The sequence below is a fragment of the Flavobacterium piscinae genome, assembly GCF_004122145.1.
Taxonomy (GTDB): Bacteria; Bacteroidota; Bacteroidia; order Flavobacteriales; family Flavobacteriaceae; genus Flavobacterium; species Flavobacterium piscinae.
The window spans coordinates 70,145-85,321 of sequence record NZ_SBKQ01000014.1; the positions used below are offsets into that span (position 1 = coordinate 70,145).

General features: G+C 36.2%; 15 protein-coding genes. 7 read left to right on the top strand and 8 right to left on the bottom strand.

Going from position 1 to position 15,177, the window contains the following annotated elements; translation table 11 throughout:
* Positions 1–12 precede the first annotated feature (12 nt).
* Together EQG68_RS13095 and ffh are read right to left on the bottom strand one after the other, a co-directional pair.
* Complete coding sequence (locus EQG68_RS13095; RefSeq protein WP_129465342.1) at positions 13–900, bottom strand: bifunctional 5,10-methylenetetrahydrofolate dehydrogenase/5,10-methenyltetrahydrofolate cyclohydrolase; 888 nt, start codon at positions 898–900, stop codon at positions 13–15.
* 66 nt (positions 901–966) lie between these two features.
* Positions 967–2,307, bottom strand: a complete 1,341-nt coding sequence (gene ffh, locus EQG68_RS13100; protein ID WP_129465343.1) for a signal recognition particle protein — start codon at positions 2,305–2,307, stop codon at positions 967–969.
* Between the two features lie 145 nt (positions 2,308–2,452).
* Here ffh and EQG68_RS13105 point away from each other — a divergent pair, with 145 nt between their 5' ends.
* The gene (locus tag EQG68_RS13105) at positions 2,453–3,172 is read left to right on the top strand and encodes a hypothetical protein (RefSeq protein WP_129465344.1); all 720 of its coding nucleotides are present in this window, start codon (positions 2,453–2,455) and stop codon (positions 3,170–3,172) included.
* 80 nt (positions 3,173–3,252) lie between these two features.
* Here EQG68_RS13105 and EQG68_RS13110 read toward each other — a convergent pair whose 3' ends face one another.
* The 5 genes from EQG68_RS13110 to EQG68_RS13130 all read right to left on the bottom strand — a co-directional run bounded on the left by EQG68_RS13110 (position 3,253) and on the right by EQG68_RS13130 (position 7,238).
* Positions 3,253–4,704 carry a T9SS type A sorting domain-containing protein gene (locus EQG68_RS13110; RefSeq protein WP_129465345.1) on the bottom strand — a complete coding sequence of 484 codons (1,452 nt, stop codon included), beginning with the start codon at positions 4,702–4,704 and terminating at the stop codon, positions 3,253–3,255.
* The gene (locus tag EQG68_RS13115) at positions 4,701–4,916 is read right to left on the bottom strand and encodes a YgaP family membrane protein (protein ID WP_129465346.1); all 216 of its coding nucleotides are present in this window, start codon (positions 4,914–4,916) and stop codon (positions 4,701–4,703) included. Before EQG68_RS13115 ends, EQG68_RS13110 begins: the two co-directional genes overlap by 4 nt.
* 75 nt (positions 4,917–4,991) lie before the next feature.
* Positions 4,992–5,600, bottom strand: coding sequence for a Crp/Fnr family transcriptional regulator (locus tag EQG68_RS13120; protein WP_129465347.1), 609 nt, complete (start codon positions 5,598–5,600; stop codon positions 4,992–4,994).
* 9 nt (positions 5,601–5,609) lie between these two features.
* Positions 5,610–6,077: a hypothetical protein gene (locus tag EQG68_RS13125; RefSeq protein ID WP_129465348.1), complete on the bottom strand. Its 468-nt coding sequence runs from the start codon at positions 6,075–6,077 to the stop codon at positions 5,610–5,612.
* 150 nt (positions 6,078–6,227) lie between these two features.
* Positions 6,228–7,238, bottom strand: coding sequence for a hypothetical protein (locus tag EQG68_RS13130; protein ID WP_129465349.1), 1,011 nt, complete (start codon positions 7,236–7,238; stop codon positions 6,228–6,230).
* A gap of 95 nt (positions 7,239–7,333) precedes the next feature.
* On the opposite strand from EQG68_RS13130, the gene EQG68_RS13135 reads away from it, so the two are divergent.
* From EQG68_RS13135 to EQG68_RS13150, 4 genes are all read left to right on the top strand, one after another.
* Positions 7,334–7,855, top strand: a complete 522-nt coding sequence (locus tag EQG68_RS13135) for an RNA polymerase sigma factor (RefSeq protein ID WP_129465350.1) — start codon at positions 7,334–7,336, stop codon at positions 7,853–7,855.
* Positions 7,856–7,897: 42 nt separating this feature from the next.
* Positions 7,898–8,785: a FecR family protein gene (locus EQG68_RS13140; RefSeq protein ID WP_129465351.1), complete on the top strand. Its 888-nt coding sequence runs from the start codon at positions 7,898–7,900 to the stop codon at positions 8,783–8,785.
* 4 nt (positions 8,786–8,789) lie between these two features.
* A complete protein-coding gene (locus EQG68_RS13145) occupies positions 8,790–11,336 on the top strand; it encodes a TonB-dependent receptor (protein ID WP_129465352.1) in 2,547 nt (848 codons plus the stop codon).
* Positions 11,337–11,591: 255 nt separating this feature from the next.
* Entirely contained in the window at positions 11,592–12,179 is a 588-nt protein-coding gene (locus EQG68_RS13150; RefSeq protein WP_129465353.1) for an APC family permease, read from the top strand.
* A gap of 472 nt (positions 12,180–12,651) precedes the next feature.
* Here the strand turns inward: EQG68_RS13150 and EQG68_RS13155 are convergent, their stop codons facing one another.
* Positions 12,652–13,278 carry a TetR/AcrR family transcriptional regulator gene (locus EQG68_RS13155; RefSeq protein ID WP_129465354.1) on the bottom strand — a complete coding sequence of 209 codons (627 nt, stop codon included), beginning with the start codon at positions 13,276–13,278 and terminating at the stop codon, positions 12,652–12,654.
* Between the two features lie 69 nt (positions 13,279–13,347).
* On the opposite strand from EQG68_RS13155, the gene EQG68_RS13160 reads away from it, so the two are divergent.
* Positions 13,348–14,037, top strand: coding sequence for a hypothetical protein (locus EQG68_RS13160; RefSeq protein ID WP_129465355.1), 690 nt, complete (start codon positions 13,348–13,350; stop codon positions 14,035–14,037).
* Position 14,038: 1 nt separating this feature from the next.
* Positions 14,039–14,812 (top strand): hypothetical protein, encoded by a 774-nt coding sequence (locus EQG68_RS13165; protein ID WP_129465356.1) that lies wholly within the window; start codon positions 14,039–14,041, stop codon positions 14,810–14,812.
* Positions 14,813–15,177: the final 365 nt, after the last annotated feature.

The window sequence follows — 15,177 nt, forward strand, 5'->3', positions numbered from 1 at the left end:
GGGTTTTATTATTTATCTCATCTTTAATCGTTTCTGTTCTCTTGCCAATAACGTGTTTTTCAATAACATCGCAATCGTCATAGGTCCTACTCCTCCCGGAACCGGAGTGATGAAAGAGGCTTTTTTACTCACATTTTCAAAATCTACATCACCGGTAATGCGGTAGCCTTTTTCAGTAGAATCATCGGCAACTCGTGTGATTCCCACATCAATTACCACCGCGTCATCTTTTACCATTTCGGCTTTTAAATAATTGGGGACACCTAAAGCCGTGATGATAATATCCGCTTGCGTAGTAATTTGAGCAATGTTTTTGGTATAACTATGTGTTAATGTAACGGTAGAATTCCCCGGAAAGCCTTTTCTTCCCATCAAAATACTCATCGGTCTTCCCACAATATGACTTCTGCCGATAACAACCGTATGCTTTCCTTGTGTTTCCACACCGTAACGTTCCAACAATTCTAAAATGCCAAATGGCGTAGCCGGAATAAATGTGGTCATATCCAACGCCATTTTCCCGAAGTTTTCCGGATGAAATCCATCCACGTCTTTACTGGGATCAATCGCCATTAACACTTCTTGCGTATCAATTTGTTTCGGTAAAGGCAACTGCACGATAAAGCCGTCTATATCATCGTCTTCGTTTAATTCTTTGATTTTTTTTAATAATTCCGTTTCCGAAGTGGTGTTAGGCATTTTAATCAATGTGCTTTCAAAACCTACGCGTTCACAGGCTTTTACTTTACTGCCCACATACGTTAAACTCGCTCCGTCATTCCCCACAATAACGGCGGCCAAATGGGGTACTTTCTCGCCATTGTCTTTCATTTTCTGTACTTCGGCAGCAATTTCATTTTTAATGTCTTCGGAAACTTTTTTACCGTCTAAAATCTTCATAGTGTGTTGTTTTGGTTGTGTTGTGCTAAAAAAATAAGACGCGAATCATCGCGTCTCAGATATATTTTAGGGTCGCATTCCTTTCATGCCGCCCATCATTCTGGCTAGGTTTTTACCGCCGCCGCCTTGCATCATTTTCATCATTTTACTCATTTGATCAAATTGCTTCATCAATTGGTTCACTTGTTCTACTTTCGTACCGGAACCTTTGGCAATTCTGATTTTTCGCTTTCCGTCTATAATCGCCGGTTTACTTCTTTCCGTGGGTGTCATCGAATGAATAATGGCTTCAATATGTTTGAACGCATCGTCTTCAATTTCCACATCTTTCAAGGCTTTTCCGGCTCCGGGAATCATCCCGACCAAATCCTTCATGTTACCCATCTTTTTGATTTGCTGAATTTGCACTAAGAAATCATCAAAACCAAATTCGTTCTTGGCAATTTTCTTTTGCAATTTGCGGGCTTCTTCTTCATTATATTGTTCTTGGGCTCTTTCTACCAACGACACCACGTCTCCCATGCCCAAAATTCTGTCGGCCATACGGGAAGGATAAAACACATCAATGGCTTCCATTTTTTCACCGGTACCAATGAACTTGATGGGTTTATTCACCACTGATTTAATCGTAATCGCCGCTCCACCACGTGTATCACCATCTAATTTGGTTAAAATTACTCCGTCAAAGTTCAATCGGTCGTTGAATGCTTTGGCTGTATTTACTGCATCTTGACCCGTCATGGCATCCACCACAAACAAAGTTTCTTGCGGCTGAATGGCTTTATGCACATTCGCAATCTCATTCATCATTTGCTCATCAATGGCCAAACGACCTGCGGTATCGACAATGACAACATTGAATCCATTTGCTTTGGCGTATTTAATTGCGTTTTGAGCTATGTCAACCGCATTTTTATTTTCAGGTTCAGAATATACTTCTACCCCAATTTGATCTCCTACCACATGCAACTGATTAATTGCCGCCGGACGATAGATATCACAAGCCACCAAAAGCGGTTTCTTTCCTTTTTTGGTTTTTAGAAAATTAGCTAATTTTCCGGAAAAAGTGGTTTTACCCGAACCTTGCAAACCGGACATTAAAATCACAGACGGATGACCGGAAAGGTTAACGCCAACTTCCTCGCCACCCATTAATTCGGTTAACTCGTCTTTGACCAATTTCACCATCAACTGACCGGGTTGTAACGAAGTCAATACGTTTTGACCTAATGCTTTTTCCTTGACGGAATTGGTAAAATCTTTGGCAATTTTAAAATTCACGTCGGCATCCAACAACGCACGTCGTACTTCTTTCAGAGTATCCGCTACGTTTACTTCGGTAATCTTACCGTGACCTTTTAAAATATGGAGAGCTTTGTCGAGTTTATCGCTTAAATTACTGAACATAATTTGGATTTTCTTTTAATGAAGTGCAAAGATAACATAAAGCAAATAAGCATCAAAAAATGATTTTAAGTAATTTTTTAAAATTTCAGGTAGGGTAAATTGAAAGTAAGTTGTTTCATCACTATACAACAAAAATTTACACACTATGAAAAACAAAAAAATTCTTTTAGGCCTTTTAACAATTATTTTTTCAACCGTTTCTTGTAGTAACGACGAAAGTTCTTCGAATGATTCGAATGACAATTTAACGATTCTTGCCAAAGCTTCCTATTCAGGAAACACGGGCAGAATGGAAAATGCAGTGAGCATTTCCGACTTTAAAATTAATTTAAAAGAAATTGAATTTGAATTAGATGATGATTTTTATGACGATGACGACGATGATTATGGCGATGGGTTTTATGGTGATGACGATGAATTTGAATTAAGAGGTCCGTTTGAATTGGATTTATTAAGCGGACAAACGACCATCACAACTATCAACATTCCTAACGGCGTGTATGAAGAAGTGGAATTTAAAATGGCTAGAAATAACAATGCTGAAAGTGAGTTGTTCAACAAGTCTGTCTTAATCAAAGGTACCATTGGTTCTACTCCCTTTGTGTTTTGGCACAATATTGACGAAGATTTTGAAATTGATTACGAAGATGCCGGTCAAAACTTGGTTATAGCTGATAATGCTGCAACCTTGGTGATTGATTTTAATTTAGATGCGGTTTTGGCCAATGTTGATTTATCGAATGCAACCGATGATAACGGTGACGGTTTAATTGAAATTAGCCCTAATGATACTGATGGCAACCAAAGTTTGGCCAATACCATTAAAGATAAAATTGAAGAATATACTGATTTGTTAGATGATTAAAGTTAGTTAGTTTCCAAATACCACATTTAACCTACTACGTGAAAAAGCTGTACAAATCGTACAGCTTTTTTTTAGTAGAATCAATTTTTAATCAACTTTTGCTTGTGTATTTTTCCGTTTTTATCAACGATTATAATGATATAAATTCCACTCGAAATAGCGTTCAACTCTAGGCTTGCATTAAATCCTGTAAACTTATCCTCGTAGATTAATTTACCGGATAGATCATAAAGAGCTACTTGTTTTTCTCCCTCATCAATAAAGGATTGAATTGTGAATGTGGATGAAAATGGATTCGGAAAAATAACAAATAGAGCAACCTCAGTCGTATTTATGCCCAGTGGAGCTTGTCCGAGTTTTGCTGTTGTTCCACCTACCACATACACCGAATTATCGCCTGCTAATACAAACGAACTCGCAGAATTACTTCCGGAAACCAATCCTACCCAACCATTTGTTCCATCGGCGTTGATTTTGCAAACCGCCATATTAAATAAATTGCCTGCAGAAAGATAAGCATTATTGGCTGCATCCAATTTCAATTGACCGTGCAATAACAAAATTTCAGGTCCGTCAGCGTTTAGGTTTTGCCAAAGTACAGAGCCTTCGGACGTATATTTCATAAAAGCGGCTCCTCCTGTTCCTGAATTTGGAAAACCGCTGATGAGAGGATAATTATCAGAACCCACCTCCACTCGGCTTCCTGCCATGGCATTGGTGTCTGACCATAGTGTATTTCCGGCACTATTCAATTTTTCAAGAATACTACCCGCATTTGAAACTACATCTTCGCCATTAATGATATAAGCATTACCCATGAGATCACCGGCAATATCGCCCACAGTGGGACTGGTTATACCTGTTTTACTCCAAAGTAAATTTCCTTCTAAACTCAGTTTTAAATAACCATTGATGATTCCGGTGATGCTTCTGCCGGAAACGACCAACGCATTGTCGGGCGTAAATTTCATGTTGATGGGTGCTCCTACTCCATTTGTATCATAGTAATTCCAAACGGTTTCACCATTTGAGTTGAATTTTTTTATTCTGGTGACCATACCATTCGGTCCCATTCCCAATCCTAATACATAAATATTATCTGAAGAATCAACTAGTATTTTTCGGGTGTATGACCCTTCAAAGGAATCTTCAAACACCACTCGCCACAGTAAATCGCCTTGCGGATTATATTTCATTAAAAGACTGGCTGCATTAACCGGATTGGAAAAACCGGAGCGAATGGTTCCCGAAACAAGACAATTATTTTGACTGTCGGTTTCAATCCAAGTCGCGACCTCGTGTCGGGTGTTATCCACATTATCATACGTAGCCTCCCATAAAATCGTACCGGAGGAATTACGTTTGGTTAACGTGATATCACCGCCCGGATTATACTCCCAATTCACCGAATAGACTTCGTTTAATGGATTAACCGCTACGGAAACGCCACCGGGATAATTGGACCATTCTACATTGACTTGACCATTTGAAATAAAAGACAAGAAGAAAAATAGTTTAATTATACCTTTCATGGTTTTTTATTTTTGTTAGGACAAGTATTGATACTAAATAAGGGATAAATGGGGCAAAAGCTAATTAAACTTGTAGCCACTAAAATGATGGCAAAAACTAAAACCACTATCCCCAAAACGCCACTTACCGTGTTGGTGAGATAGAGCGTTCCAAGAACAATAGCCAATATGATTCTGATTAATTTGTCTGTGTTGCCAACGTTTGCTTTCATAAAATTTTGATTTTAATTGGTTAATGAAGTAAAGGTAAATCAATCAAAATCAAAAAAATGTGACAAAAGTCACACCTACAAAAGTTGAATACCATTAGGAGTTTGCATCACTTTTGCTTCCGCTTCTAATTTTTTTAAAATTCGGGTAATTACTTCGCGGGAAGTACCCATATCGTTGGCAATCTCTTTGTGAGAAATGGTTAGAATAGTTGTTTGGTGTAAATCCATTTTTTCTTTTAAATACAAATACAACCTTGTATCTAATCGATCAAATAAAACATGATTTAACGTATCGATTAAATCAAAATAACGCTCGTTAAATAAATTAAAAAACATGGCGTTAAATTGTGGATACTTTTTTATCCATTGTTGCACTTTTACTGCGGGCAACAGAAGAATTTCACTGTCTTCTTCTGTTTTGGCAAAAAAAGTACTTGGCTCATTTTTTTTACTGACAATAAACGATAACACACAACTTTCGGTAGGTTGAATATAATACAAAAGAAATTCCTTTTCGTGGTATTTTGTAAACACTTTGACCATGCCATTCAATACGATTGGAATCGAGTTGATGTATTGACCATCGCGAATGAGTTCCGTGTCTTTTGGTACACTTTTTAGTATACCCTCTTTCTCAAAAGCGTCTATTAATTCATCATCAAATTGAGCCAAGCTACTTTTCATACAAGCGATTTAATTCTTCTCAAAAGTCAACAAATCAGTACTTCCGTCTCCACCGCTCACGTGTTTCAGTTCCACTTTTGTGGCTGTAGCTGATAAAATCCGCCAATCTTCGCTTATTTCTTCAAACGGGCCATTGGTTGCACTGAAATTGATAATGAATTTCGGTGTGCTGTCATCCGTTCCTGTTGTCCAAGTTCCGCTCATGGTCGTGCTGCCGTTTTCAGCAGTAACAGCACCATTCGTACCAAAAACAAAATCATAATTTGAAAATTGTGCCGTTTGGTTAGAGCCATCTTCAGAAAACAAAGTCACTCGCCAAGCTCCGTTCACCAACGTATTTTGTGTTTGTGTAATAATGGCACTCGATGAATTATTGTCATCGTCGTCATTACTATCATCGTCATCGTTGCTGCAAGTGGAAGCAACATTCAGCATAAAAACGCCGAATAATAAAGGAATTAAAAAAAACTTTTTCATGTTTAAAATTGTTTAGGTTAAGTAATTAAAAAAATAAAATATAAATCAACAGTACATTAAACACCCAAATGATTGCCTGCGTGAGAAAATAAACCACATTGCTTTTCCCAAAAAGAAAGTTTCGAAAAAGTGTCTTCATGTTCATGCCTTTTAAATTTTAGTGAAACTCAAATATTCATCATCTCCTTCCTCTTTCAACTGAATTAAAGTAGAGGAAAACTCCAACAATTCCCAATCGTCATCCAAATCATCCAACGGATCATCTTGAAAATCAATTTCTAAAAGATCAACACCATCTTCTTCATAAAAAAGCCAAGTTCCGGTAAAGGTTGAACTGTTTCTGGTAATCGTAATGGTATTGTTGGCATTGAACGTAAAAACATAACCGTTATATACACTTGTATCATCCTCATCACTATTATGATAATACGAAATACGCCAATTCCCTGAGGTTAAAACATCAATAAAATCATCCGTTGAACCCGAATTGGAACCGCATTGACCGATGGCATTTTCAATCACATCCCTTAGTTCTATATTGGAATTAATCACCACATTTTGATTGTTCGGATTAATTACCGAAATCGGATAATTGATGGAATAAAAAACACCATTGTTCAAAGAAAGTAGGTAATTAATCAACTGCGAATCACTGTTTATCGTCAAAATATCGGCAAGCTGGTTCGCACTATCATACTCATTAATGGTAATCGGATAGACAATCGTGACACAACTGATATCACTCAAATCTTCATTTTGTGTTATAATCGTATTCAATTGTGTCAAATTATTGACCGTAATCTCTTCAAAATTTCGCAACGAAACCGTAATCGGATATACATACGTCACTATATCATCATCCGAATTGGATGCATTTTTTAAATCGGCTACAGTGGCATAATCTGCTTCGGTTGCTACGGTTATATTCACATCGTTTAAATTAATATCCACCGGTAATTTCAACCGAAAAACACTCGTTTCATCCATCACATTATCCACCGACGTATTATTTTGTGCGGCTCTCGCTAAAAATTTAGAAACGGGAGATGCTCCATTCAAATTCTCTGTTGTATCCTGCACAATCGTATTTTCTTCTTCCTGACAAGAGCCTAAAAAAAGGAAGCTCAACATTGCCACATTAAAAAGTAAAATTCTTTTCATAATCATTTCGTTTTATTAGAAAACAAATTAAAATTAAAATACCCTACCTTGGTTCTCTTTTTTTTTATAATTTCACAAAAGTTTTATAAAAGTAAATGAAAAGTACATCACTTTCCGGAATTTGTGAAGAACTCATCTTTTCAAATTTTTTCAAAAACCACGTCAAAGCACTCCGCAATTTTATGTATTACAAATTCGGAAATGCCGAGCAAGCCGAAGATGTTACGCAAGAAGCCTTTATCAAATTATGGGAAAACTGTGAAAAAGTACCGTTGGACAAAGCCAAATCCTATTTATATACCATTGCCAATAACACCACACTCAACCAAATTGCTCATCAAAAAGTAGTATTGGAATATGCTAAAGCCGCTCCCAAACAAGACAAAACGTTTGAAAGCCCTGATTTTCAATTGGAAGAAAATGAATTCAAAGTAAAACTGCAAAAGGCAATCGATAAATTAACCGAAGGCCAACGCACCTGCTTTTTAATGCACCGCATTGACGGAAAAAAATACAGCGAAATTGCCGAAATTTTAGGCATTAGTGTCAAAGCAGTAGAAAAAAGAATGCACTTAGCCTTACTCGAATTACGAAAAGAAATCAAGCAATTGAAGTAGGGTTTTTGAAATCCAACCTGTTATAGATAAAAATCCAATGATATGGAAGAAAATTACACTTTAGCGAAATGGCTGAATAATGAATTGGAAGGCGAAGAACTCAAAGCGTTTGAAGCCTCCGAGGATTTTGCCGTTTACCAAAAAATAAAACAGTACTCGGGCGAGTTAACCACACCTGCTTTTGATGACGATAAAATGCTCCAAACCATTTTACAACGCAAAAAAAACAAGACGATTTCAATACAAAAAGTCTTGCTTCGCATCGCAGCTGTTTTTATTCTAGGTTTCGGAATCACGTTTGCCGTGAAAAATTTTACGAATTTCACCGAGTTTTCGGAAAATGGAGCCACCACAGCCTTTGTACTGCCGGATGATTCCAGTGTGTTGCTTAATGCCGGTTCGTCTGTGGAATACAAAAAATGGAACTGGAACAACGAACGTAAATTAAAACTCGACGGCGAAGCCTATTTTAAAGTAGCCAAAGGCAAAAAATTTGAAGTCGCTACCGCGTTGGGAACGGTTTCAGTGTTGGGCACACAATTCAATGTAAAAAATCGTGCAACCCGCTTAGATGTGACTTGCTACGAAGGAAAAGTGCAAGTGAACTACCAAAACCAACAAGTGATTTTAACCAAAGGAATGATGATTTCGTTTGAAAACGGCACTCAGATTTACGCTGGTGAAACCAAAAGTCTTGAACCCGAATGGCTGAAAAAAGAAGTAAACTTTTCCAAAGAAAATTTACAAGCTATCTTGGATGAAATCAACCGACAATACAATGTTGTAGTTGAGTACAAAGGAAAACCTACTAACCAAGATTTCTCCGGAACGATTCCGATGAATGACCTTGCTGTTGCTTTAGAAATAATTGCCACCACCTACCATTTACAAATTATAAAAAGTAATGATTCAACATATACGTTACAGTAGGTAAATGAATGTAAAACAATGGGGGTTCGCCCTGCTCTGCTTTTTCCTGTGGGTGTTGCCTCTTTGGAGTCAAGACCAAGGACAAGCTTTGCCGTTAAAGGAAATTTTAATCGCCATTGAACAACAACACAACGTAACGTTTAATTACATCGAACAAGAAATTATTGTATTTAATATTCCGGCTCCCAATCCAAGTACTACAATAGAGCAAAAAATCGATTACATTCAAACCCAAACCAAGTTAAGGTTTAAGTTTATAAACGACCAGATTATTACCATTTCCAACAACCAAAAACTGGACAAACCGCTCTGTGGCTATTTGGTCGACAGCGAATCCAATCTGCCCGTTTTTAATGCCACCATTCGCATTTCCGGCACCAATGTATTTGTGCTTTCCGACGAAAAAGGCTTCTTTCAATTGCCGGTGGTTTCCTCCAATCCTATCGAAATTAGTCACGTGAGTTATGCCTCTAAAACGGTACTGGTCAATGAAATTTATGTGGACAACTGCCCTACTTTTCCATTGAATTTAACCGTTCAAGAGTTAGAAGAAGTCGTCGCTCAAGTCTATCTGACAACCGGTATCCGCAAAAAAACCGAAGGCACGTTTGAAATCAAACCTAAAAAATTCGGTATTCTTCCCGGATTGGTGGAACCCGATGTGTTGCAAACCATGCAGCAAATTCCGGGTATCATCAGCACCGATGAAACGATTGCCAACGTGAATGTTCGCGGCGGTACGCACGACCAAAATTTATTTCTTTGGAACGGCATTCGGCTCTTTCAAACCGGACATTTCTTTGGGTTAATCTCGGCGTTAAATCCCAATTTGGCCCACACGATTCAACTGTCTAAAAACGGCAGTTCGGCTTTTTATGGCGAAAGTGTATCAAGTGTCATTGATATTTCGTCCCGAAGTAATTCCGTTGAAAATACCAGCAGTACCATTGGCGTCAACATGATTAACGCCGAACTTTATACCAAAGTAAAAACCGGTGAAAAATCATCCGTTGAAGTGGCTGCACGGCGTTCATTTACCGACATGCTCGCTTCGCCTACGTATAAAAATTACTTCAATCGTATTTTTCAAAATACGGAAGTCATTGACGTGACCAACAACCAAGACATCAATTACAACCACGAAGAAGACTTTTATTTTTACGATGTCACGTTGCAATACCATCAAAAAATCGGTCAAAAAAGTGAACTGTTTTTTGATGCGTTGGCTATTTCCAACGAATTAACCTTCAACGAAAGTACCTTGGTCAACAACCAAACACTTGCCAGAAACAGCCAATTGAATCAGCAAACCTTGGGAGGCAATGTAACTTGGAAAACCAATTGGAACGCCAAAAACAGTTCCGAGTTGAGTATTTATAGTTCCTATTACCAATTGGATGCCAACAACCAATCGGTAGAAAACAACCAAATTTTGTTGCAGGAAAACACGGTGTTAGACAATGGCATTCGGTTAAAAAATTCCCATCAACTGTCGGAAACCGTTAGGCTCACCAACGGTTATCAATACAACGAAATCGGTATCCGCAGTTTTGACGATATCAACATTCCGCAATTCACCCGCACCGTGAAAGAAGTGTTACGAAGCCATGCGTTGATTGCCGAAATCGACTACCGCTCCAAAAACAACCGCTTGTTTACCCGACTGGGAGCACGTGGCAATTATTTTGAAAAATGGTCGCTTTTGCTCCTTGAACCGCGTTTGCATCTCAATTATGCCTTGACCGATCACCTCAACGTGGAACTTTCCGGAGAGCAAAAAAACCAAACCGCTTCGCAAATTATCGATTTACAACAAGACTTTTTAGGGGTAGAAAAACGCCGTTGGGTGTTGGCGAATAACGAAAGTATTCCGATTCAACAAAGTAATCAAGCCTCGTTGGGATTTGTATTTCGAAAAAACAATTGGCTCATTCATCCCGAAGCGTTTTATAAAAAAGTAGAAGGCATCACCAGTTCTGCTCAGGGTTTTCAGAATCAATTGGAGTTTGTGAAAGTCATTGGACAATACGAAGTATATGGCGTGGAACTGCTCATTCAAAAACAGATTAACCAATTCACCGCTTGGTTCAACTACAGTTTTAACAACAATGATTATACGTTTGAAGGCTATCTTCCGCCGCAATTTGCTAACAATTTTGAAGTGAACCACAGCATGGCCTTCGGGGCAACCTATCAATGGAACAACCTTAAAGTGGCGTTGGGCAGCAAATGGTTTACCGGACGACCCAATACGATTCCGTTGAGCAACGAACCCATCTTTCCTACACCCGATAACCCGGAAATTGTGTACAGCCGCCCGAACCAGGAAAACTTAGACGACTATTTTCAAGTGAATTTTTCCACTGCTTACTCGGTGGAGCTGGGCAAAAAAACCAACCTTTTTATGGGAGTTTCGGTGTTGAACCTGTTCAACCAACACAACATTATCAACCGCTTCTACCGACTCAATCCGGACAGTAATGCGATTGAAGAAGTGAATACCTACTCCTTGGAATTGACACCGAATGCGTTTTTGAAGTTGAATTTTTAAAAAAGTTGACTTTTTGTAAGAAGTAATTCCTTTTTTGCTATCTTAGTAATTCCAAAAACGAATTTGCCGAGTGGCAGAGGAATTTCCTATTTATTTTTTTAGTGGTTTACGGGAATCTGTGAAAGTTGGAGTTGTAGATTTTGTACTTTGAAAAATAAATTTGAATATCAATTGCTTTTGAAAAAGATTTTAAAAATATTTGACTATAATTTATTTAATATACTATTAACACAAAAAAAACAATTTCAATAAAAAATGAAAACTAGAGAAGAGCACCTAGAGTATTGCAAAATATGTCTTAATAGAAAATTGGATTATCAGAAAGGATTAATTTGTAGTTTAACGGATGAAATTGCTGACTTTGAAGAAACTTGCATGAATTTCAAAGAAGACCCAATCAAGAAAAAAGAAATTGAAAACGTTGCTCCTTTAATCCAAGAAACAGAACTTACAAGACAAGTAAATACAGGTTCAAGTTGGTTTCTTTGGATATTTGGTTTGTCAACAATCAACACTTTAATCTTATTCTTTGGGGGACAAGTATCTTTTATTTTTGGACTAGGTCTGACTCAATTATTTGAGGGATTATACATAGGTTTTTTTGGGCAATTAGATGTTTTGGGAGTGTTATTTAGTTTGTTAATATCTGGTATATTTTTGATTATTTGGCATTTTTCAAAAAAATTAAGCAAAACAGCATTTTTTATAGGAATGATTATATATGGTATCGATGCATTGATACTATTAATTTTTAAAGATTGGTTGAGTTTTGGTGTGCATATTTTTGCACTATTTGCAATTTTTAAAGGCTTTCAAAGTGTTGATGATATAAAAAAAGAATAATCTTTTAGTTTTGAACATCTTGGGAATTTTTAAAAATGTTTAACCTAAAAATAAAATACTATTGAAAGATTTAAAAAAATACCATTTAAGAGCTGCTTACAACGACTCAATCCGGACAGTAATGCGATTGAAGAAGTGAATACCTACTCCTTGGAATTAACACCGAATGCGTTTTTAAAGTTGAATTTTTAAAAAAGTTGACTTTTTGTAAGAAGTAATTACTTTTTTGCTATCTTAGTGTTTCCAAAAACGAATTTGCCGGTTGGCAAAATCATCCCCATTTATTTTTTTTAGTGCTTTACGGGAATCCGTAAAATGGTTTGGTGGGGATGGGTTAGGTTTGTGGATAAAAGAGTTTTTAAAAAATAAAAAAATACACAAGTCAGGATTAGTATTGTTCCGACAGTTCTTTTTCTGTTGAAAAATTAAAAAAGTTATATAAAGTTGTGTATATTTACTAGTTGTAGTGCATTTACAACTCAAACTCAGAAAGTAATTGAATAAACATTTTGTGACCTTTTGGGGTTAAAAAAGGTCGAAAATGGCAAAGAAAAAGCCTTGCATATTTCTTTATACTCGATTGCGGATACTGCTCATAAACTTGCGAAGAAGAAACCCAATAATCGCTAAATATGCGGATTTGAGAGATTAAATCAGCATATTCGTTTTTGTATACTTCATTTCTAAAAATTTCCTCATCAATCATTTTGGCAATTTTTACCTCATATAAATTATATCGAAATGCTTCAATCTCTTTAATTTGTTGATGTAATTCCTTGTTTTCTAATAAAATAGAATTGAAATCAATCATAAAGAATCTAAAATCATAAATGATTTTGAATCCTTTAACAGTGCTAATGAAAACACTTTTTAAGGTGTTTTCTTCTTTGCTAATTTCTCGATTTATTTCAACGGCAGCATCCAAAATCTGTTGATGCAAATGAGTCAAAAGTAAATTTTTGTCTTTGAAATGGTAAATTAAGTTGCTATGACTAATTCCAATTTCTCTAGCAATTTCTCGGATTGAAACATTTGAAACTCCTTTATCATTGAAGAGTTTCTTGGCTTGGTCTAAAATTTTTAATTTAATATTTTCCATAAATTAGTCCACGTGGTAAAATTTATTAGTACATTTGGACTAAATTACGAATTAAAATAAGATAAGATTATGAAACGAAAACAAATTACACAAATAATAAACGTTCGTTGGTTTCCTAAATTCTTAAAAACACTAGTTGCAGAATTTTTAAGTTGGTTTGTTTTAAAAGTTAATGCTACAAAACCATTCATACCAGTAATTGAAGATATCCTCAACAAAACCTATAATAAAAGGATAATCAATATTGAATTTGGTATAGGTGCAGGAATTGAAACCGTTAAACCATTTTTAAATGATGGAGTTAAAGTGGATTCAATTGCTATTTCAAATTTTAATACATCGGAAAAAGGAGTTTACCTCTTTGTTAACTCTTTCCATCAGCTAAATGCCTCAGAAGCTAAAAAGATTTTACAAAATATTGAAGAAAGTGGTAATCCGGTAGTGGTGGTTGAAGGCAACAACGACAGTCTTTGGCAAATTGTAGGGATGACAGTATTTGTTCCACTAACAGTATTGTTAACTGCTTTTTTTGTAAAACCATTTAGAATTTCGCGAATAATCTTTACATATCTCATACCAATACTTCCTATAGTTATTGTAATTGACGGATGTATTGCTTTATTAAAATTGTATAACCCAACTGATTTATTGGCATTGACATCCTCATTAGAAAACAATAATTACGAGTGGAAAGCAGGAAAAAACGACAATGGAAGGGGCGGGAAAATTATGTATTTAACAGGCAGAAAATTACAATAATATGAAACGCATTCACTTATTTGAATTTGAAGATTTTCAATGGTTTCCAAATTTTTTAAGAAACTACATGACCGATTATTTACAATTTATATCTAACAAAGCAAAAGTTTATTCGCCAATATCGGATTTGCTCATAGAAAAATTAAAAGTAAGTAACTCCACCCATATTTTAGATTTGGCTTCTGGTGGCGGTGGCGGACTATTATGGTTGAATTCTGAAATTATAAAACAAATTCCTGAACTAACAGTTACCTTAACAGATTATTACCCTAATATCAAAGCATTTGAAGAAACTAAATCAAGAGCTAATAATTTTAGTTACCATACGGGAAGTGTTGATGCACGAAATGTACCTGAAAAGTTGAAAGGTTTTCGTACTCAGTTTTTATCACTTCATCATTTTAGACCAACAGAAGCAAAAAGAATACTACAAAATGCAATAGATTCAAATACAGCAATTGGAATTTTTGAAGCTCAAGACAGAACTTTACCTAGTTTTATAGGAATGTTGCTTTCGCCAATAAGCGTATGTCTCACAACCCTATTCATTAAACCTTTTAAATTTAGTAGGATCTTCTTTACCTATATATTACCTATTATTCCGATTGTCGTTTTATGGGATGGAATTGTTTCTTGTTTGCGAACTTATTCTGTATCTGAAATGAAGGATTTAGTAAGCAACTTGGCACACAAAGACAAATTTGATTGGGAAATTGGTATGAAAAAGCAGGATATGAAAAAAGTATTGTATTTAATTGGCACACCAAAAGCCTAAAGTTGTTATATCATGTATAAAAAAACGAATTATTTAATACTCTCTAGTTTTTTTTCTGATTGCGTTTTTAGTATTGGAGTTTACAGACATATACGGAGACTCAAAATGGTTTAAAATATATACACTTATCTTATTTTCAACATTTTTAATTAGTGGATTAAGAGTAAAAAGAAAAGAGTAATTTTGATTAATTTGTATAGTCGTTGAAATTAAATTTCGAATAATAAAAACGCACTACAATCGAGTAGACTGCCCTGCCAGAAACTGACAGGAAGAGCCTCTCACACCACCGAGCGTACGGGTCACGTACTCGGCGGTTCGCAAAGAGATGGGTTGAGTTGAATGTAGCATTCCATTAAGGTCTC

Excerpts from the sequence above, each read along its gene's own strand:
- EQG68_RS13095 (WP_129465342.1), bottom strand. The coding sequence starts at position 900 with ATGAAGATTTTAGACGGTAAAAAAGTTTCCGAAGACATTAAAAATGAA.
- ffh (WP_129465343.1), bottom strand. The coding sequence starts at position 2,307 with ATGTTCAGTAATTTAAGCGATAAACTCGACAAAGCTCTCCATATTTTA.
- EQG68_RS13105 (WP_129465344.1), top strand. The coding sequence starts at position 2,453 with ATGAAAAACAAAAAAATTCTTTTAGGCCTTTTAACAATTATTTTTTCA.
- EQG68_RS13110 (WP_129465345.1), bottom strand. The coding sequence starts at position 4,704 with ATGAAAGGTATAATTAAACTATTTTTCTTCTTGTCTTTTATTTCAAAT.
- EQG68_RS13115 (WP_129465346.1), bottom strand. The coding sequence starts at position 4,916 with ATGAAAGCAAACGTTGGCAACACAGACAAATTAATCAGAATCATATTG.
- EQG68_RS13120 (WP_129465347.1), bottom strand. The coding sequence starts at position 5,600 with ATGAAAAGTAGCTTGGCTCAATTTGATGATGAATTAATAGACGCTTTT.
- EQG68_RS13125 (WP_129465348.1), bottom strand. The coding sequence starts at position 6,077 with ATGAAAAAGTTTTTTTTAATTCCTTTATTATTCGGCGTTTTTATGCTG.
- EQG68_RS13130 (WP_129465349.1), bottom strand. The coding sequence starts at position 7,238 with ATGAAAAGAATTTTACTTTTTAATGTGGCAATGTTGAGCTTCCTTTTT.
- EQG68_RS13135 (WP_129465350.1), top strand. The coding sequence starts at position 7,334 with ATGAAAAGTACATCACTTTCCGGAATTTGTGAAGAACTCATCTTTTCA.
- EQG68_RS13140 (WP_129465351.1), top strand. The coding sequence starts at position 7,898 with ATGGAAGAAAATTACACTTTAGCGAAATGGCTGAATAATGAATTGGAA.
- EQG68_RS13145 (WP_129465352.1), top strand. The coding sequence starts at position 8,790 with ATGAATGTAAAACAATGGGGGTTCGCCCTGCTCTGCTTTTTCCTGTGG.
- EQG68_RS13150 (WP_129465353.1), top strand. The coding sequence starts at position 11,592 with ATGAAAACTAGAGAAGAGCACCTAGAGTATTGCAAAATATGTCTTAAT.
- EQG68_RS13155 (WP_129465354.1), bottom strand. The coding sequence starts at position 13,278 with ATGGAAAATATTAAATTAAAAATTTTAGACCAAGCCAAGAAACTCTTC.
- EQG68_RS13160 (WP_129465355.1), top strand. The coding sequence starts at position 13,348 with ATGAAACGAAAACAAATTACACAAATAATAAACGTTCGTTGGTTTCCT.
- EQG68_RS13165 (WP_129465356.1), top strand. The coding sequence starts at position 14,039 with ATGAAACGCATTCACTTATTTGAATTTGAAGATTTTCAATGGTTTCCA.